8 protein-coding genes and 7 pseudogenes are annotated in these 17577 nt (G+C 47.1%); 11 read left to right on the plus strand and 4 right to left on the minus strand.

Going from position 1 to position 17577, the window contains the following annotated elements:
- On the plus strand, nt 1-855 hold an 855-nt coding region (locus tag AAID99_RS15270), incomplete at its 5' end, for a serine hydrolase domain-containing protein (RefSeq protein ID WP_498494518.1).
- Nucleotides 856-881: 26 nt separating this feature from the next.
- Nucleotides 882-1639 (plus strand): annotated as a pseudogene (locus AAID99_RS15275) (IS5 family transposase).
- 484 nt (nt 1640-2123) lie between these two features.
- On the opposite strand, the gene AAID99_RS15280 reads toward AAID99_RS15275, so the two are convergent.
- Complete coding sequence (locus AAID99_RS15280) at nt 2124-3425, minus strand: TolC family outer membrane protein (protein WP_498494520.1); 1302 nt, start codon at nt 3423-3425, stop codon at nt 2124-2126.
- A gap of 204 nt (nt 3426-3629) precedes the next feature.
- Here AAID99_RS15280 and AAID99_RS15285 point away from each other — a divergent pair, with 204 nt between their 5' ends.
- From AAID99_RS15285 to AAID99_RS15315, 7 genes and pseudogenes are all read left to right on the plus strand, one after another.
- Nucleotides 3630-4973: an HlyD family secretion protein gene (locus AAID99_RS15285; protein WP_498494521.1), complete on the plus strand. Its 1344-nt coding sequence runs from the start codon at nt 3630-3632 to the stop codon at nt 4971-4973.
- Nucleotides 4973-7069 (plus strand): peptidase domain-containing ABC transporter, encoded by a 2097-nt coding sequence (locus tag AAID99_RS15290; protein ID WP_498494522.1) that lies wholly within the window; start codon nt 4973-4975, stop codon nt 7067-7069. Before AAID99_RS15285 ends, AAID99_RS15290 begins: the two co-directional genes overlap by 1 nt.
- Before the next feature lie 591 nt (nt 7070-7660).
- Nucleotides 7661-7936 (plus strand): transposase, encoded by a 276-nt coding sequence (locus tag AAID99_RS15295; RefSeq protein ID WP_498494526.1) that lies wholly within the window; start codon nt 7661-7663, stop codon nt 7934-7936.
- 76 nt (nt 7937-8012) lie between these two features.
- Nucleotides 8013-8684, plus strand: a pseudogene (locus AAID99_RS15300) (IS6 family transposase); the annotation flags it as partial.
- 53 nt (nt 8685-8737) lie between these two features.
- Nucleotides 8738-8916: pseudogene (locus tag AAID99_RS15305) on the plus strand (IS701 family transposase); the annotation flags it as partial.
- A 515-nt stretch (nt 8917-9431) separates the two neighbouring features.
- Nucleotides 9432-9827, plus strand: a complete 396-nt coding sequence (locus AAID99_RS15310; protein ID WP_498494523.1) for a hypothetical protein — start codon at nt 9432-9434, stop codon at nt 9825-9827.
- Between the two features lie 67 nt (nt 9828-9894).
- A pseudogene (locus AAID99_RS15315) lies at nt 9895-10651 on the plus strand (IS5 family transposase).
- Here the strand turns inward: AAID99_RS15315 and AAID99_RS15320 are convergent.
- A complete protein-coding gene (locus AAID99_RS15320) occupies nt 10646-13597 on the minus strand; it encodes a thiopeptide-type bacteriocin biosynthesis protein (protein WP_498494524.1) in 2952 nt (983 codons plus the stop codon). The pseudogene AAID99_RS15315 and the gene AAID99_RS15320 overlap by 6 nt on opposite strands.
- Nucleotides 13598-14091: 494 nt before the next feature.
- Nucleotides 14092-14298 (minus strand): annotated as a pseudogene (locus AAID99_RS15325) (IS5/IS1182 family transposase); the annotation flags it as partial.
- Between AAID99_RS15325 and AAID99_RS15330 the strand changes: the two are divergent.
- Nucleotides 14288-15227 (plus strand): annotated as a pseudogene (locus tag AAID99_RS15330) (integrase core domain-containing protein); the annotation flags it as partial. The pseudogenes AAID99_RS15325 and AAID99_RS15330 sit on opposite strands and share 11 nt — an antisense overlap.
- Before the next feature lie 954 nt (nt 15228-16181).
- On the opposite strand, the gene AAID99_RS15335 reads toward AAID99_RS15330, so the two are convergent.
- A complete protein-coding gene (locus AAID99_RS15335; RefSeq protein WP_498494525.1) occupies nt 16182-16373 on the minus strand; it encodes a hypothetical protein in 192 nt (63 codons plus the stop codon).
- Between the two features lie 295 nt (nt 16374-16668).
- Between AAID99_RS15335 and AAID99_RS15340 the strand changes: the two are divergent.
- Nucleotides 16669-17322: pseudogene (locus tag AAID99_RS15340) on the plus strand (IS6 family transposase).
- Nucleotides 17323-17577 lie beyond the last annotated feature (255 nt).

The raw sequence follows: 17577 nt of genomic DNA on the forward strand, positions 1-17577 counted from the left end.
GCAGTTTCCCAGCGAAGTGTGATCACAAGCATTCCTGCTATGGCGGCAACAGCGGCTTTTGCCAGTCCTGGAGCGCCTCGCGATGCTTCCTCCATCGAGCACGCGGTCATGGAGGCAATCAAAAATCACGCATGCCCGGGCGTGTCCGTCGCTATAGGGCGGCCATCAACCATAATCGGTACGTATGGCTGGGGCTTTGCCAATCTCGAGACCCCAACAGCCGTGTCAGAGAGGTCAGTCTTTCGGATCGGCTCTCTGACCAAGCAGTTTGCGGCCGCTGCGATCCTGAAGCTGGCGCAGATGGGTCGTCTGGACGTTCATGCCTCGCCTGCAGCCTATCTACCATCCGCAGGACCGCTGGAACCTGCGACAGTATTGCAGTTGATGAATCGTACGGCGGGATTGCACAGCGACGAAGGGGGAGGTGATGACCGGACCTGTGCTGCGCCAGCGAAGACGCAAGTAGAATTGGCCGCCGAGATTGCTCATCAGGCGAAGCCTTTCGATTTCGATCCGGGTACTGCCTGGCTTTACTGCAATGCTAATTACATTATCCTGGGTGCAATTATAGAAAGCGTGACCCGCACCCCATTCGCGCAAGCAATGTCGGAACTGGTTTTTGAACCTCTCGGGTTAAGGTCTCTCGCTGTCGACACTCCAAACGATGTGGTTGTCGATCGTGCCTCCGGGTATAGTTCGCTGGAGAGCGGGGGAGCGCCATTCGCGAACGCAGCCTATCTGGACGTTTCGCAAGCCGGCGCTGCTGGCGCGATGCGTGGCAACGCTGTCGATCTGTGTCGCTGGCAGGATGCTCTTCTAGGCTCAGGACCCATTGATTTAAGCGTTATGATGTGATTCAGGCTCCCTCAAGGAGGCTGAAGATGAGAGACCTGTATTGGCTGACGGACGGGCAGATGGAGCGTCTGCGGCCCTTTTTTCCGGCTAGCCATGGAAAACCTCGGGTTGATGACCGCCGTGTGTTGAGCGGGATCATTTTCGTAAACCGCAATGGCCTGCGCTGGCGTGATGCGCCCCGGGAATACGGTCCAGACAAGACACTCTACAACCGCTGGAAGCGCTGGAGTGCTATGGGGATCTTCATTCGCATGATGGAGGGACTGGCCGCCGGAAACGCAGAGCCTTAGACCATCATGATTGATGCGACCTATCTCAAGGCACATCGCACGGCGTCGAGCCTGCGGGTAAAAAAGGGGGTTCAGGCCGCCTGATCGGGCGCACCAAAGGGGGCATGAATACGAAGTTGCATGCTGTCGCCGACCGGAACGGACGTCCGCTCGACTTCTTCATGACAGCGGGCCAGATCAGTGATTACACCGGCGCTGCTGCCCTTCTGGACAGTCTTCCGGCAGCCCAATGGATGTTGGCAGACCGGGGCTATGACGCTGACTGGTTCAGGGATGCCCTAGAGGAAAAAGGGATCAAACCCAGCATTCCAGGACGGAAATCCCGCGGGAAACCGGTAAAATACGACAAGCGGAAATACAAAGGCCGCAACCGTATCGAGATCATGTTCGGAAGGCTCAAGGACTGGAGACGGGTCGCAACACGCTATGACAGATGCCCGACCGTCTTCCTCTCGGCCATCTGTCTCGCCGCAACCGTCATATTTTGGCTATGAGTCCTGAGCCTACTCCAAAGTGAACAAAACAAACATTCATTTTTTCCGAAAACGTCAAATAATTTCCAATAATCCTAAAATTAATTTTTGTTCCTCTATTGAGAGTCATTGTTAGGGGTAGCATCTCGTTCCGTGTCAGTTGCAAGGCTGGGCTCACTGTCTGAAACCGTGTTTGGTGTTGGCGTGGGGTATGGCGGATGAGCGATTTCAAAGAACGTCATTTCCGAGGTGAGGTGATCGATGCCCTTTGTAGCTCACAGATGACTCTTTCATCATCAGCGTCTAACACGCCGCACTTAACGTGACATCACCGCCACGTCATATACCCGGCCGCCTTCTTTTTCCGCCATCTGCTTCGCCGCTACATTTATGTTTTGGCTATGATTTCTGAATATAATCATTAGCATGAAACATATCTTAGTTGTTATATAATATGAATTAATATATAATGTATGATTCTAACCATAGAAATACTATGAATTTTCTATTTGCTGCCGAATAGTTTCCATTTTACTTGTTTAAGGTGAGCCGTAGGATCGTAAGGCGTGACATCAAGCCGGAGATCCTTAGCTGTGAGTTGTCCGATTGCAGCAGCGAGAGCGTAGGAATCGATAACAGTATTGGCTACATTTTGGAGCTGCGTTTTTTGCTGTTGAAAAAGAAGTTGCTGTTGCTGAAGAACCTCAAAGGTTGTCCGGACACCTAGTAATTCCTGTTGCTGGATCGAACGTAATGCATCTTCCCCCAGGGAAACGGCCTGTTTGTTACGGGTTAGTTGATCACGATCGGATCCAAGCCTTTGCCACGCACTAGTAACCGTTTGGATCGCAATCCTTTGCTGGTTTTCTAACTCATGTCGGGCTGCATCGACCCCACGCCGCGCTGCTCGGATTTGGGCGTATTCTCCACCGCCCTGATAAAGAGGAATACTAGCCTGAACGGTTACGGATTCAGCGTTTTCCGCAAACTTGGCTTCATTCTGGTTTACTTGCCGCTCGTAAGCGGCTTGTGCGGAAATCTGCGGAAGCAGACCCGCGATCGCAACTTTAACTGCGTTCTCGCTCGCGGCGAGTGCGAATTTTGCTGCATTGAGTTGAGGGGCATTTTCGAGAGCAGTTTGTTGTGCATCGTTTTCCGACTGCAGTAAAACTGTAACGGGCGGCGGAACCAACAGTCGGTCGGGGGCGGGCCTGCCGATCATGCGCTGGAAAGCCGCTTCTGCCACGTTGACGTCGCTTTCAGCTTGACGTGTCGCTGCTTGAGCAGCTTCATATTGTGACTTTGCTTGAAGAACATCGGTTTGCGTAGCTTGGTTCAAGGCGAGCTGGTGTGTCGTCAACTGAACCTGCCCCTTAAGGGTCTCTTCGTTCCTAACAGTTAGGACAAGAATTTCGCGGGCCTGAACCAAAGACACGTACGCTGAGATGACGTTCTGAAATACTTGCTGTTCCGTCTGTATCAGGGTTGCCCGCTCCTGAAAAACTGTATTCATAGCTTTTTGGGTGGAAGCTACCGTTTTCCCGCCCATGAATAAAGGCTGGGTAATAGTGACGCCGGCACCGTATCCAGGCGCGGCAAAACGCTGATCATAGCGGAAAGAGCCGCCATAGGGATAAGTCACATAGTTAGATTGGCTGTAATTGGCTGCGCCGTTTCCTGAAATCGTAGGACGCCAGCCGGAAAGCGCATTTGGGACGGCCTCGTCCGTTTGTTCGAGAACAGATCGTTCTTTCAGAATTTGGGGATTGGTTTGATAGGCGAGCGCGAGGGCTTCGGTGAGTGTCATGGCTCCCGATCTGTCAGCATAAGCCGGGTTCGCAACGAGTATAAACTTTGTAACAAAGAATAATCGTTTGAGATGAATTTTTCTATAAATTGTCTGCCATCCCACGAAATTTATTTCCTTGGTTGTTGTACGAAACATTTTGATATATTGATAGAGTATCGACGGGTTGTTTTTTGATTTTTCTGTTGAATCTGCGAGGGATTTGTGTCGGAAGAAGCATCTCGCCCATTGTTTCGGGCAGAAGCGCTCAAATGGCGTCAGGAAGCCTGGATTGGTTCTGTCCAGATCATTGAGCCGCTTTCCGGGCGGATTGCGTCTCTTTGTTCTGTTTCTTTGGTCGTCGTCCTTTGTGTTTATGTTGTTTTTGGCAACTATACGCGCCGCATCCACGCTAATGGTCTGATGCTTCCGCCAGAAGGTCTTGTTATCGCTGCGGCCGATCAGAACGGTGTCGTCTCCCAAGTCGCGGTAAAAGAGGGCGCTCACGTAAAGGCCTCAGATAGACTGTTTTCCTTGGATGTATCCAGTTGGTCGGAGGATGGGGCGACAGGACAGAAATCTCTCGAAAGTCTGTTGTCCCAGCAGGCCCTGCTGAGAAGGCGGCGAATTCTACTGACACAGGACTCACCGCTCGAATTGGCTTCCTACAGACAAGAACTGATAGCGTTACAAAAACAGCAGTCCATGCTGAACGATCAGATCAGTCGGGATAATACTTCCTTGCCCTTGATCGAGCGGGCAATGAATGAGATGCGAACGGCGGTTGGAACGCATCTGGTGACAGAAAGCCAGTTCCAAAGTCAGCTTTATACTTATGTTCAGTTTATGAACACGCATTCGCAGACCTTACGGACATTGGTGGAGACTGGCGGCCAGATGACAGATCTGCACTATAAAATCGACCGGCATTCTTACAAGACGAGTGAGGACCTCAACGACATTGATGTTCGGTTGGCGGACTTGGGCCGCCAAATTGCGCAAGCGCATGGACAGGCAGAAACGGTAATCGACGCACGTGTTGGTGGCACTGTGGACGGGGTTCGTGTGTCAGTGGGTCAAAGGGTTTCGGTTGGGCAGCCTCTGGCCAGTCTGCTTCCGGACAACGGAGAGCTTTTGGCCGAACTGTATGTCAATAGCCAAGCTATCGGCTTCGTGAGGCCAGGGCAGCGAGTTCTGTTGAAATACGCGGCTTATCCTTACCAACGGTTTGGTTTGCATGAGGGCACCGTTGTTGAGGTTACGAAAGCGCCACTCCCGGAACGGATGGGAAGCGTACCGAAAGACGAACGGGCTTCCGAAACGTCGGCCTCTACAACTTCTACGCCGCCACAAGGGGATATCTATCGGATTCGGGTCCGCCCCGACCAGGATTACATCGTGGCATATGGGAAACAAGAGGGTCTGACTCCCGGTATGGCTGTAGAAGCGGATATCGCCATTGATAAGAGGCGACTATATCAGTGGATACTGGACCCTGTTTTGTCAGTATCTGCGACACTACGGTCGGTTTCGACTTCTGATCCGCTGCCTCGAAAAGGGACATTGTGATGCTCAAGGCGATTCAGACGGGTTTCCGGCGCAAAATGCCGGTTATTCTTCAAACCGAGACAGCAGAATGCGGCTTGGCCTGTCTTGCCATGATCCTATGCTATCGGGGGCACCTAATCGATCTTGCAACTCTTCGTCGTAAGGCCGACGTTTCGGGATCAGGTCTTAATCTAAGTACTTTGATTAAAATTGCGGATCGCTTCGGCCTGAATGCCCGCCCGGTCAAGCTTGATCTTTCAGCGCTCGGAAAACTTTCCTTGCCCTGTATCTTGCACTGGGATTTCAACCATTTCGTTGTTCTCGTGTCTTTGACGGATAATGAAGTCCTGATCAACGATCCGGCGCGAGGCGCTCGGACACTGTCGATTGGTAAGGTTTCCCAGCACTTCACGGGTGTTGCTGTAGAGTTGACGCCGGCAGCGAAATTCGAAAAACGCGACGATCGCCGTTTCCTCAAAATCGGGGATATGTTCCGAAATATCTCCGGGCTCAAGGGAGCGCTTCTTGCGCTCGGCGGACTCTCGCTTGGACTGGAGGTGATTGCGCTAGTTAATCCCATGCTTTCTCAAGTGATCATCGATGAAGTGCTAACAACGGGTGATCGCGCGCTTCTCTGGACGATTGCTGCGGGGTTGGCGATCCTTATTACCGTGCAGGTTGTCATCGCGTCTTTTCGCTCCTGGATGGTGATGTTGCTATCCACCCGGATTTCGGTGCAGTGGAATGTCAGCCTATTTACTCATCTGATGGGACTACCGCAGGATTTTTTCTCCAAGCGCGGAGCTGGCGATATTTTGTCGCGTTTCGGAAGCCTCGGGACGATCCAGCAGACATTCACGACTGATCTTGTTCAAAGCATCATGGACGGGATTATGGCGGTTGGCATGTTCGTCATGATCGTGATTTACGGCGAGTGGCTCGCGGCGATCGTCATAGTGTCGTCGGTGCTGGATCTGATAATTCGTCTTATTCTGTTTGGACCCTATCGGGAAATGTCGGAAGAGGCACTGGTTCATGGAGCAGCCCAGCAAGGACATTTTCTCGAGACGCTGCGCGGGATGCGCACGATCAAGCTGCTATCGTTAGAAAATCGCCGGAAAATTGCTTGGGGGAACAAGCTGGTCGATAGCGTCAACGCAGGTCTGAAGATCCAGAGATACGATTTGATTTTCGCGCGTGCTCAGGAGGCGTTGTTCGGTATCGACCGGGTACTTATGTTGGTTCTGGGGGCGCGAATGGTGCTTTCTGCGGAGATGTCGGTCGGAATGCTGGTAGCTTTTCTAAGTTATCGTGATCAATTTTCGACTCGTTTTGGCAGTTTGATAACTGCTGGATTTAAGATTAGAAATCTGCGCGTACAGTGTGACCGACTGTCGGATATTGCGTTGGCCGATGCCGAGGTGTCGGAGAGTGATAGTGGCTCTAAACTAGCCGCGTTTCCTGCCTCCGAAATCGAAGCTGACGGAGTAGTTCTTGAGTGCCGGAACGTAGGTTACCGGTACGGTAAAGAAGATAACTGGGTTTTCCGAAACCTAAATTTACAAGTTCTGACTGGACAAAGTTTCGCGATTACGGGTCCATCCGGATGTGGAAAATCGACATTGCTGGCGATCCTGATGGGGCTGGTTCAGCCGGAAGAAGGAAAGATTCTGTGGAACGGCGTAGAGCTGGGGCCGTCTAACCGCGAAGCATATCGATCTCAAATCGCGGGAGTGCTTCAGGACGATATTCTTCTGTCAGGTAGCATTGCAGAAAATATTGCTGGTTTTGATGAGACAATGAACTTGGCCCGGGTCGTAGAATGCGCGAGAGATGCTCAGATCTTGACGGATATCCAGCGTATGCCGATGGGGTTCGAGACGCTAATTAGCGAGATGGGACATACCTTGTCAGGCGGCCAGCGTCAGCGTGTAATCCTAGCTCGATCACTCTATCGTATGCCCCGTATTCTGTTTCTGGATGAAGCGACCAGTAATCTTGATTCCGCGTCAGAGCAGGCAGTAGAGAATGTGCTCGATACGCTGACAATGACAAGAGTAATTGTCACACATCGAATCGGAACAGCCAAAAGAGCCAACGTGACTTTCTCAATGTGAATTAAATGTTTCAAATGATCAATATTGGGAGCAGGACCGCAGTCTGATCCTTTCAGCGCCTGCGTTTACCATTCCCGACTTGACGGGAAATTACCCGATACTATCACATTGGAGCATAATCCGACCTAACAATGGCGTTTCGAGCTTCCTTTCGGGGAAACAATCTGATTCACACTTCTGGCCGGACGGGAGGCCGGCATGAATGACCCGAGCCTTGTCCATCGACCTTCGCCAGCGCACGCTTGCCGCTGTTTCATCCGGAATGAGCCATCGTGTGGCAGCTTCCCGCTTTGGTATTCCCGCGGCGAGCAGGCACTGCCCGACGTCGCGGTACGGCGCGAGGCTTGGTTCGATGGGTAGCCTGATCTCGATCTTGCACGTCTGGTCTCCGTTGACGAGACGGCCGTTTCCAGGAAGATAGCCCGGCAGCACGGTACGCGCTGCCGGATGCCGGTGCCACATGGGCATTGGAACACGACGACCTTTATTGTCGGCCTGCGCCTGTCGGGCATGACAGTACCGATGATGCTGACCAGGCCGATGACACGCGAATGATTCGCGGCCTATGCCCGACTGATACAGGCCCCAAGCCTGACGGCTGGAGACATCGTGATCCTCGACAATTTCCCCGCCCGCAAGAGCGCGGCAGCCCGCGACGCAGTCGAAGCCCGCCTGTTGTTCCTGCCGCCCTACAGCCCGGATTTCAATCCGATCGAGACCATCTTCTCGAAAATGAAGGCATGGCTCAGACGAGCAACTCCCCGCACCATCAAAAACCTGCAGGAGGTCGTGTGCGCTGCCCTCGGCGACGTCTATCCCAAGCAAGATACCGCGTGCTTCACCTCCGCAGGGTATGAGCCAGATTAATCAGATTATGCTCTAATTTTTGTTGTGGTAAACGCGTGTAATGAGAGCGTCTTGCATGAGCTACAAACGGCACCGTTTTCCTCGTGAGCTGATCGGTCATGCTGTGAGGTTGTATTTCCGTTTCCCTCTGAGTTTTCGCCTTGTGGAAGAGATGCTCCTCGAGCGGGGCATTGTCGTCTCGTATGATACCATCCTTCGATGGAGCTTGAAGTTTGGCACAGCCTACGCTCGCTCCCTCCCTACGTCGCAAGGCGGCAAGACCGGATGATATCTGGCACCTGGATGAAGTGCGGATTGTGATCCGTGGCAAGCCTCGCTGACTGTGGCGGGCCATGGATCAGGATGGTTATGTTCTCGACGAGATCATACAAACCCGTCGGAATACCAAAGCAGCAAGATGTCTGTTAATCTGATCTATCAAATGGCAGGGTTCACGCCCCAGTCGTATGACCACAGAGAAGCTCAAATCCTACGGGGCAGCGAGGCGCGAACCTGGTCTCTCGATCCGGTATCTCTCGCATAAGGGTCTGAACAACCGGGCTGATAACAGTCATCTTCCCCTGCGAAAACGCGAGCGCATCATGCAAAGGTTCCGTTCTCCGGGCGGGTGTTAACGCTTTATCTTCGTCTTCTCAGCCATCCGCAATCTCTTCGTCCCGTCCGCCTCCATCACCACGCTCTTTCCCGGCACATCCATCGTGTCCGGGCTCTCGCCCAATCGAATAACGCGACCGCTCTCAGCAGCTGAAGATCTCTTTCACGGGCGCTTCCTACCTCACATCAGTTAACGTGACACCATCCCACAACGAGACCCGCTTCTGGCATGGCTGGCACCGCTATGTCTCGCTGGTCATACTCGCCTACGCCATGATGGCCGCCGTGCATTCCCAAACCAGCGTCGCAGCGCTTAAAAAAGGCCGCCTGCAACACGCAGAAACTCATCCGGTGGTCGATCCAAGAAATCTGCCGCCTCGCCGTGAAAATCACCCAGGCTTAAATTTCGGTCAGGCACATCCTCAGATGGTCCGTCTTTCGACGAACCTATCAAGCCATTGCATATCTCTCACGCATCCAAGCTGAAACACAACTCTAATGCTAGGAATTGCGGCTAACCTCGTGTCGATGAATGACCGCCGCATGCTGAACTGCATTATTTCTTTAAACTGTAACAGCATGCGTCGGTGTGACGCGCCACGGGAGTAGGGCCCGCCCGAGACATTCTGGAAGAGTTGGATTACTACGAGAATCTCCATCCGCATAAGGGATAGACTGGCTTCAGGAAAAGCAGAGCTTCAGATCATGATGCTAAGGATTGGCGCAGCATCGTTACGCACTACGACAGACCTTCAATCGTGTCCTTCTGCGCTATCACGCTCGCTGCAATCGGAACGTTTTGGCTATGCGTTTTGAGCTAATTGTGACAAACCTATTGGAATCTCAATTATCACTTATATTTTCTTATACGGAAGTGACATCTTTCTACTAGGTGTGAGAAATGATTGAATTGACCATACTAGCTTTTATAGCAGTAAATTACATTCATCCTGACATAGAATTTTCCCAAAATATGAGAAAAAATGTATATGGAAAAATTATTGATAAAATCGATACGCTAACTCCGCAAAGAATATCAATAATTATCGTAGTACTCTCGGCTATGTGTTTTTTTATATATAGCAACAACTACGATTTGATTAAAGTTTCCGCTTACGTTTTCACTGATACGCAGGCATTTCTCTCCTACACAGGCATTGACTTTTTTTTGATGTCTGATTTAATAATAGCAATTATCTTCCTTGCTGCCAAAAGTAAGGCTCTATTTATAAAAGATTTGATTATTAACAATACAATAATAAAGAGATTGTTTTTTTTCTTATATAAAACAAAATAGCTACTAGGCTCAGGACCCATTGATTTTTGTAGGGAATTTTGATTCAGGCTCCTTGAGGAGACTGAAGATGAGCGACCTGTTTTGGCTGACGGACGAACAGATGGAACGTCTGCGGCCGTTTTTTCCTAAGAGCCACGGCAAACCTCGCGTTGATGACCGCCGTGTGCTGAGCGGCATCATTTTTGTGAACCGCAATGGTCTGCGCTGGCGTGATGCGCCCCGGGAATACGGTCCGCACAAAACGCTCTACAACCGCTGGAAGCGTTGGGGCGACATGGGCATTTTCATGCGGATGATGGATGGCCTGTCTGCTGCGAAAGCCGAGCCTCAGACGATTATGATTGATGCGACGTATCTCAAGGCGCACCGCACGGCTTCGAGCCTGCGGCTAAAAAAGGGGACCCAGGCCGCCTGATCGGACGGACAAAAGGTGGCATGAATACGAAGCTGCATGCGGTCACCGATCAGAACTGACGACCGCTGAGCTTCTTCATGACGGCGGGGCAGATCAGCGATTATACCGGTGCCGCTGCTCTGCTGGACAGTCTTCCTATGGCACAGTGGATGCTGGCAGACCGAGGTTATGACGCTGACTGGTTTCGGGATGCGTTGGAGGGAAAAGGGATCAAACCCTGCATTCCAGGACGAAAATCCCGCGGAAACCCGTCAAATATGACAAACGAAAATACAAAAGACGCAACCGCATCGAGATTATGTTCGGCCGTCTCAAGGACTGGCGGCGGGTCGCAACCCGCTACGACAGATGCCCGACCGTCTTCTTCTCAGCCATATGCCTCGCCGCTACCGCCATGTTCCGGCTATGAGGCCTGATTTTTCGTACGCGACTCTTCTTCGAATAAGGCTTTATGTAGGCAATGATAAATATAAAACTCCATATTTCTAGATCTTTTGTTAAAAATCCTATTTATAGACATATGAACAATGCTAGAGAGGATTTTATCGTTAATAAAAATATCTGGGACGATTTTTTTGATATTTATACTTCGATCAGAAATAAAACTCGTCACACCTTTCAAAATAGATGAGCTTCCGGAAAGATCGTTTCTCAATATTAGCTTTATTATATCTTTATGCGTCCGATAAGATTTGTTAAATTGGGAAAAACTTGCTGAAGTAAATTTATGCTCATCCGCGAAATACTCTCTTGATAAACGAACGACATGATTTAGTTTTTCTGGCATTAGATCTTGTATAAGCGTATAGGTTGAATAAAAAGAAAAAGCAATTCTCTCGTTAAAAGTTCCTTCACCTTCCTGTAGTTTTTCCAATGAAGCGTTAATGCATATACTATCAAAATTGAATATACTTTCAATATATTCTAAATTACTTTTTCCGCCATAGCGGATTATCTCAGGTAGATAAGTATCTATTGCAAATTTTATTACATTTTTGTTATTTATAAGTGTCGTTATGACGAATTCCAGAGACCTAAGTAGTTCTTTATTGGTTTTGGTATTTTCCTCAAAAAACCTAACTCTTATGTGGTGCAATGGATCCCAGTATCTAACGAAAAAATACTTATTTTTATACGTCATGTTTTGTGAAAAGAATCTCATAATTGTATTTATGACGTAATCAGCTTCTGACTCAGAACAATATAATTTCACATATACATAATTCGCGCTGCAAATATAGGAATTTTCCTCGCCAGGCACCAGAATGTTAGACATATATTCTATATCCCTATTACCATTCAATAATATTGGAATAACTATCTCAGATCTAGAAAATATATCTAAACTATACCCGTAATGTTTTGCGATATCATCTAGTGTCTCTTGAATCAAGATTTTACTCTGATGAGTTTTTTTCAATTCCGATTTGAACAACTCAAAATCTATTTCACGAAGGAGATCTATTTCTAGGAAATTATCTTGTTGGAAAATATTAAATTTATTAGGGATTTTTCTTTCTGTCGCGTAAGAAAGAACGTCGGCGTAGGAAAATTTCTTTATTTTTTCTATGTCATCACGATTCACTATCCAAGTCTTTCTGTTGACAATGATATTATCGATCCTTTTCCTTTCTATATACCCGTCAGTAGGTGAGTGTGCTTTCTGCTTGATAGTGAACTGAGATGCGATTAGGCACAATGCTTCATAGATAGGACTATTTTTAGTCGATGACGGATTGTGGGCGGTATTGAGCACGGGTATAATTATTTTTTTCATATCATTACAGTAAAGGAATATTCTCCCATCGTAAGGGAAGACTGAGCAGCTTCTGATATTCACATAGCCAGAACGGGTATTATCGGAGATCCTCTTTAGACCAACATCTGCGCGGCCAATCACATTCCCTGATCGATCAAAAGGCTGTATTTCTATTTCAGCTATGCAAAAATATTTGTTTTCCTTATAAAAATCGCAAGTTTTGTATATTTTTTCTATCTCTGATATGAGCGGATTGTTTCCTTTGGTGAATCTTGCCATAAGTTTTGAGAATGGTGCTGGGATAACAGAAGTCAGCACAAACAGATTTTCGTCTCGATTTATCACATGGCCTATGAGCGAAAATGGATGTCCTGCGAATTGGATATCTTTTTCTAAAATAGCCCGTTCGTCTTTTTGGGGACTGGCTTGTGGCAATTCACTACCAACGGTCAAAAAATTCTGGCGAAAGAAGTCATCTTCAGTTTTCGAACCAAATTTTTGACTAATCCCGTATTTTCTATCGAATAAGTAGTAGAATGGAATGTTACTTTGGCCATATAAATCCATTATGAAATCATGAATGTTCTGGCATGGTTTATCATTAATTAGAAATTCACCCATGTTTTGAGAAATAGTATTAGATATTCCTTCGTATAATCCATAATTTAAGGTTTTCTTCAAAAGATCTTCGCATGTACAGTGAAGGTGTTTTGAAGAAAAGCCACTATTTGTAATGGATTCAAGTTCGTTCACAAATTTACTATCAAAAAACTCTAGAGTTTTTTGATCTTTGTACGAAAAAGTTACTTTTTTCTCATCCGAGATGAATGAAGATAGGGTTGTTTCTCCCAATTTTCCAAAAAACATTGATATGCTTTTTTTATCTAAAACAGAAAGCCCAATTGTAGGAATATGGATAACGAGTAGACCTACTTTATATAAATCTATCATGAATCTAGATATTTCGTTTTTTGTAATAGCATTATAATGCTTGTATAAATTACATATATCATCAATTCCAAAATGGTTTCCCGAAAAATTTTTGATTAATAAATCAATGGTATATTTTCTCTTCACCCTGGTTTTATGTAATTTAACAAAGCTATCGTCAGAAAAATTGGGAATTCTGTTATAAAGTGTTATATATTCTTTATCTAAATAGAAATTACCATTAATTTCGAATAGAACATCGTCTATTTCGGTAAGTTCTATTAGAGAACTTACCTTATTGTAATACATTTCCATTAGAACTTTGTAATCTATATCAGTAGATATGACAAAACTATTTGTATTTTGATTTAGGCGGTCCGATGAAGCTCCCTCGGAAAAAAGGCCCATCGAGGTAGATGCACACATACCGAACGGTGTAGCCCTCACCCCCATTCGGTTTATATATTTATAGAAAGATAATATCGCCTTTTTGTCACCCTCTTTCTTGATATAAATTTTTTCGTAAAGGTTATAAGAGCTGAAAAGGATAGCCTTTTCTATGAGTGTGTCGGAAATACTCTGCGGGCAACTCCCATTTTCCAACTCTTTTTTCAGACAAAGCATTCTCTCATATGGTAGCAGTGGAGTTCGCATGTGAAAGAACATTTTGCATTCCTCTAGTAAAAGGCACTAATAATTATTATAGTTATATAACTGGTGCCCATATAACGGGCACCAGTTATGTGTAGTTATGGATCTCCAAGTATGGATATCGCCGTTGTGGCAGTTTCTTCAGTTCCAGGAACCATTGTCATCAGCGTGAATGTAGCTGTAGTAGTTCCTGCAGCTACTACTTGAGACGAATTGATTTCAGTCTCTGACATATCTTCGATAGACGACAGTTCAACTATGAAGTCATGATCTATGCTGACTTTCTCTAACATGACTATCTCCAGCTATTCGAGTTTGCTACGCGCATAGCATGGAAATAAAAAGACACAAATCCATGGATGTCAACAAAATTGTTTATTTCCCATGGAAATGCTGGGGGGATCGAAGAACTGTTGATTGGCGTGTCTAGCTTATGCTTTCATCGTCGTGGCATGCTGATTGAAAGTTTCCGTGATGACTTTCGAGCTGGTTTTGATGAGATCGGAGATCTATCTCCCATTAGATAATCGTGCGTTGGCATTTAGCCTTTCGAGGAAGAGAAAACGACGCGTGTGACAGATAATATTGGTCAGCCCGATCCTCATGGTGGCTCGCGTGGTACCGACTGTGCGGATGAATAGTCCCATCCGGACTTTCTGATCGGCAAAGACATGCTCGACGCGTAATCGGCTCACCGATTTTCCGGCATTAGAGCGATCGCAGGCTTCGCTCCCGACGCTGAGCGAGGAATTCGGGATGAACCTGAAAAACAGTTGCGAAGTGGCCAACGCGTCAGAATGTCGAAGATCAGAAGAGGGGGCCAAAAGAGCCTCGATCAATGGTCCTTTCCGAGACGGACGAAGCAATGATCGTGGCATTTCGCCGGCATACGTTGTTACCGCTGAATGACTGCCTTTATGCCCTGCGGGCCAGCAATCCCCACTTGACACGCTTGGCCCCGCATCGCTGCTTTCAGCGTCGCTAGATCTCACGGCTGCCGGACATTGAGGGAGACAAGCCCAAACGCCAGCGCTTCGAACGCTATCCCAGCAGCTTCTTTCATATCGATATTGCTGAAGTCCAGACTGCTGAGGGCAAGCTGCACCTCTTCGTTGCTATCGCCCGGACCGGCAAATTCGCTGTGACACAACTGGTTGGGTAAGCCGATCAGAAGAAAGCTTGGGAATTCCTCGAATATCTTCTAGGTATGATTCCTTACCGAATTCATACCATTCTGACCGATAACGGCATCCAGTTCGCTGACCAACCCCGTAATCGCAATACGGCCTGGTCGCGTTCCATGCACTTTGACATGATCTGCGAAGCCCACGGGATCGAGCATCGTCTGACGAAACCCAGTCACTCCTGGACGAACGGTCAGGTTGAGTAGATACACCGGACGATCGAGGAGGCTACCGTCAAACGCTTCCATCACGACAGTCATGAGCAGGTGAGGACACATCTCAACGAATTCATGGCAGGCTACAATTTCGGGCGAAGGCTCAAGACACTGAGTGGCCTCGCACCTTACGAATACGTCTGCGAAATCTGGACTTCAGAGCCAGAAAGATTCATCATCAATCCACACCATCATATCCCGGGCCTAAACGCCTCAGATATTTACGCGCATTCGCAAAAACAGTAAATATATTTAGAAGAGAACCTACCTGCTATAGACCCGCAATTCTCTTTACAAACCTATCATTACAATAGCTAAGTATTGCGTGATTGTTCAGAGAGAAAGACAATTTTTTTCGATATCGAAAAGATAAAACGAATCTTCAACCCCAATTTTTGCGAAAAATTTAAATATGGCATTTATTTCTAGGAAAAAAAACTTTCTCATAGGAATATGTATTATAATACCAAGGCTGTATGATATGATTAAAAAACCAGAAACAATGTTTATTTATATATGTTTTCCATCAAGTAAATTCCATAAATTAATCAAAATAAACTGACGACCTAAAAACTCATTCATCAGGAAAGCACTGCTTTGGTTATTATTTGCTGCACTTTCATAGAATGCAGCTTGTGCATGAATTAGAAACGACGCTGTCCTGCTATATATCTATATACATTGACCACAATCTACAATATTTTTATTTAATTGGGATGACTATTAAAGCATTTATTTTTTATATACATTATTTATACTTCAAAATAATGATCTTTAATTATAAATTATTGATATATATTTATAGAGCGGATAATACTCTCTGACGATTGACCTAACCTCAATGTGGAACTTTCTCTCAGAAAAAACGGTCGATGTATATGAGAAAATACAAAATAGTGCAGATATAACAGACATTCTACTCAAAAGTTCATACAAGATATTATTATATTTCTATTTTTTGTGTAAATCTTACCTATAGATTGTAGGAGTTAAATAATATAGACTTTCTATTGTGGCGTCTAAAAGGTCCTTTGATGACCTTCCTGCTTCCAGCCCTTACTTCATTAATGACATTTTTTCATATGGTAGCATTGGCAATCTCATATGAAAAACATATCTCAATCCAGAAATGGTTCATGGCGTGGAATATCAATATATAATATACAGGCACCCGCCCGCGCAGGTGCCTGTATATATTTATTATGGAGACATTACAGTAAATGCAGTAATTGCTGTTTCTTCTGTTCCAGGAACCAAAGTCATTGCCGTAAACGTTGCAGTAGTAGTCCCTGCGGCGGCTACATGTGCAGACGAAATTTCAGCTTCCGACATGTCTTCTACTGAGATCAGATCCACCGCAAAATTCTCGTCCGTACAGTTTTTGTTGAACATGGCAATCTCCATCGGATTAGGATAACTATGCGCATAGCTTTATAATATAGTGACATAAAATCTCATGTGTCAAAAGATTTATCAAAAAAATAACGATGCTCTCGCGACCCGTATCCCCCTTATATTATTGGATATTTTTTCTGCCTCATCCGTGACGTAACGAGTACCACGTATTCTGATTCCCTCCTCTGCGGGAGGATCGAGTATGAGCGGAGCTATTGCGTTACGGACGGACTAAACGGCCGCCGCGTCGCCCATGCCCCCGTCCTGCTGGTGATGTCATGTCAAGTGCCGCGTGTTAGACGCTGGTGATGAAAGCGTCATCTATGAGCTACAAACTTACAAACGGCGCCGATTTCCTCATGAGCTGATTGCTCATGCTGTGTGGCTCTATTTCCGCTTTCCCCTGAGCTCTCGCCTTGTAAAAGAAATGCTGCTCGAACGGAGTATAGTCGTTTCATATGAGACGATCCGTTGATGGAAACTGAGATTTGGTGCGGCTTATGCTCGTTTCCTTCGTCGCAAGGTAGCAAGCCGGATGATATCTGTCACTTGGCAAGGTGCAGATTATAATTCGTAACCAGCCTCACTGGCTGTGGCGGACCGTGGATCAGGACAGGTCTGTCATCGATGAGATCCTTCAGACACGACGGAATACCAGCGCAGCAAAGCGTCTGCTGACCCGGCTTTTAAAACGCCACGGGGTGCGCCCCGGTCGCATAAGGGGCTGAATAGCAGGGCAGAGAACAGTCATCTGCCGTTGTCAAAGTGCTAGCGTACTATGCAAAAATTCCGTTCGTCGGGCAGATGTCAGCACTCTGCCTCTGTTTTCTCGGTCATCCGCAATCTCCTTGCCCCACCCGAATCCATTACTACCGCTCTTTCGCGTCACATCCATCGGATCACGGCTTTCGCCCAAGGGAGCAGCGCAACCGCTTTCAGCGTCTGATTACCTTTTCCTCGGGCTTTGGCTAACTCATTCCAGTCAAAGTGACATCGCCGGTGGAGATGCTACATAAAACGGGTACAGATATACGCTAGTGCCGTTTATCATTGATCCTCTGGTTTTACCGCCTTCGAATTCTACCGGGTATTGCGAAGAATACGGCTTAATCCGGTATATGCTGACATCTGCCAATAGTAGCGATATTGAAGACATTATTCGGCGACGTTCTCTTGTAGTGGCGGCTTAAAAATGGGTGGC

It is taken from the genome of Asaia sp. Ae19-3 (genome assembly GCF_059801175.1).

Excerpts from the sequence above, each read along its gene's own strand:
- AAID99_RS15280 (WP_498494520.1), bottom strand. The coding sequence starts at position 3,425 with ATGACACTCACCGAAGCCCTCGCGCTCGCCTATCAAACCAATCCCCAA.
- AAID99_RS15290 (WP_498494522.1), top strand. The coding sequence starts at position 4,973 with ATGCTCAAGGCGATTCAGACGGGTTTCCGGCGCAAAATGCCGGTTATT.
- AAID99_RS15310 (WP_498494523.1), top strand. The coding sequence starts at position 9,432 with ATGATTGAATTGACCATACTAGCTTTTATAGCAGTAAATTACATTCAT.
- AAID99_RS15320 (WP_498494524.1), bottom strand. The coding sequence starts at position 13,597 with ATGTTCTTTCACATGCGAACTCCACTGCTACCATATGAGAGAATGCTT.
- AAID99_RS15335 (WP_498494525.1), bottom strand. The coding sequence starts at position 16,373 with ATGTTCAACAAAAACTGTACGGACGAGAATTTTGCGGTGGATCTGATC.